This is a genomic window from Micromonospora foliorum (assembly GCF_022229015.1).
GTDB classification, from domain to species: Bacteria; Actinomycetota; Actinomycetes; order Mycobacteriales; family Micromonosporaceae; genus Micromonospora; species Micromonospora foliorum.
Window position 1 is genome coordinate 1 of record NZ_JAKKFF010000430.1, and the last position, 2,265, is coordinate 2,265.

The following is a 2,265-nucleotide window of genomic DNA, read 5'->3' on the forward strand; positions in this document are numbered from 1 at the left end:
CGCCGCTGGCGCTGCTCGCGCCCGACGGCGGCGGCGCGGACGCCGGGGCGCTGCCGGCCACCGCGCAGGTCTGCTCCTGCAACGCGGTGACCCGGGGCGACGTGGACGCCGCGATCGCCTACGGTTGCGCGGACGTGCCGGCGTTGAAGGCGTGCACCCGGGCCGGCACCAGTTGTGGTTCCTGCGTACCGATGCTGAAGCAGCTCCTGGACGCGGCCGGGGTGGCGCAGTCCAGCGCGCTCTGCGAGCACTTCGACGTCAGCCGGCGGGAGCTGTTCGAGATCGTTCGGGTCCGCGGCATCCGCACCTTCTCCCGACTGGTCGCTGAGCACGGTCGGGGCCGTGGCTGCGACATCTGCAAGCCGGTGGTGGCGTCGATCCTCGCCTCGCTGGGCAGCGGGCACGTGCTCGACGGCGAGCAGGCGTCGTTGCAGGACACCAACGACCACTTCCTGGCCAACCTGCAACGCGACGGCAGCTACTCGGTGGTGCCCCGGATCCCGGGCGGCGAGATCACCCCGGAGAAGCTGATCGTGATCGGCGAGGTCGCCCGGGACTTCCAGCTCTACACGAAGATCACCGGGGGGCAGCGGATCGACCTGTTCGGGGCGCGGGTGGAGCAGCTGCCGCAGATCTGGCGGCGGCTGGTGGACGCCGGCTTCGAGTCCGGGCACGCGTACGGCAAGGCGCTGCGCACGGTGAAGTCGTGCGTGGGCGAGACCTGGTGCCGGTACGGGGTGCAGGACTCGGTGGGGCTGGCCGTGGCGCTGGAGCTGCGCTATCGCGGGCTGCGTGCGCCACACAAGCTGAAGTCGGCGGTCTCCGGTTGCGCCCGGGAGTGCGCGGAGGCGCGCAGCAAGGACTTCGGCATCATCGCCACCGAGACCGGCTGGAACCTCTACGTCGGCGGCAACGGCGGCTTCCGGCCCCGGCACGCCGACCTGTTCGCCACTGATTTGTCGACAGAAGCGCTGATCAGGCTGATCGACAGATTCCTGATCTACTACATCCGCACCGCCGACCGGCTGCAACGCACCGCCGGCTGGATCGAGGCGATGGACGGCGGCCTGGACCACCTGCGCTCGGTGATCGTGGACGACTCGCTCGGGCTCTGCGAGGACCTCGACGCGGCGATGGCCCGGCACGTGTCGTCGTACTCCGACGAGTGGCGCGACGTCCTGGACGACCCGGAGCGGCTGCGCCGCTACACCTCCTTCGTCAACGCCCCCGACGTGCCCGACCCGTCGATCACCTTCACCCGGGAACGCGGCCAGCCGGTCCCCGTACGTGACCAGTCCCCGACCGGATCCGAGCCGACCAACGGTCACCGTCGGCAACCGGTCACCCTCGGCCTACCGGAGGTACGGCGATGACCCAGACCCTCACCCTGACCTGGACCACCGTCTGCCTTCTCGACCGGTTGGAACCGGACCGGGGCGTCGCCGCCCTGGTCGACGGGGTGCAGATCGCCCTCTTCCGAACCGCCGACGGGCTGTTCGCGATCGACAACCGCGATCCGGTCTCCGGGGCGTACGTGCTGTCCCGGGGCATCGTCGGCAGCCGTGGCGGAGTGCCGACGGTCGCCTCACCGCTGCACAAGCAGGTGTACGACCTGCGCAGCGGGCACTGCCTCGACCTGCCCGGGGTGGCCGTGGCCCGACACGACGCGCGTTGCCGCAACGGGCTGGTCGAGGTGCGGCTGCGACAGGAGGCTTGATGCGGGAAGAACTGGCGGGCTTCACCATCGGGGTGACCGCCGACCGGCGGCGCGACGAGTTGGCCGCGCTGCTCGAACGCCGGGGCGCCCGGGTGGTGCTCGCCCCGGCGCTGCGGATCGTGCCGCTGTCCGACGACACCGAGCTGCGCGAGGCGACCCGCGCCTGCCTCGACCAGCCGCCGGACATCCTGATGGCCAACACCGGCATCGGCATGCGCGGCTGGCTGGAAGCGGCCGAGGGGTGGGGGCTGGCCGAGCCGCTGCGCTCGGTGCTGGCCAGCTCGTACGTGGTGGCGCGCGGCCCGAAGGCACGTGGCGCGATCCGGGCGGCCGGGCTGCACGACCAGTGGTCGCCCGCCTCGGAGAGCTGCGACGAGGTGGTCGACCACCTGCGCCGGCGCGGCGTGGCCGGGCAGGTGATCGCCATGCAGCTGCACGGCGAGCGGCAGCCCGAGTGCACGCTCGCGCTGGAGGCGGCCGGCGCCACGGTCATCGAGGTGCCGGTCTACCGCTGGGCGCCGCCGACCGACCCGGCGCCGCTGCACCGG

3 protein-coding genes are annotated in these 2,265 nt (G+C 72.3%); all 3 read left to right on the top strand.

The window, feature by feature from the left end:
• Positions 1 to 1,373: nitrite reductase large subunit NirB (nirB, locus tag PSH25_RS26610; protein ID WP_238661644.1), on the top strand; the 1,373-nt coding region annotated here is incomplete at its 5' end.
• On the top strand, positions 1,370 to 1,717 hold the full coding sequence (gene nirD / locus PSH25_RS26615; RefSeq protein ID WP_238661645.1) for a nitrite reductase small subunit NirD: 348 nt from the start codon (positions 1,370 to 1,372) through the stop codon (positions 1,715 to 1,717). The genes nirB and nirD, both read left to right, overlap by 4 nt.
• The coding region (locus tag PSH25_RS26620) for a uroporphyrinogen-III synthase (protein WP_238661646.1) at positions 1,717 to 2,265 on the top strand (549 nt) is incomplete at its 3' end. The genes nirD and PSH25_RS26620, both read left to right, overlap by 1 nt.

Bases quoted from the DNA above. Each gene is read 5' to 3' on its own strand.
- nirD (WP_238661645.1), top strand. From the start codon at position 1,370: ATGACCCAGACCCTCACCCTGACCTGGACCACCGTCTGCCTTCTCGAC.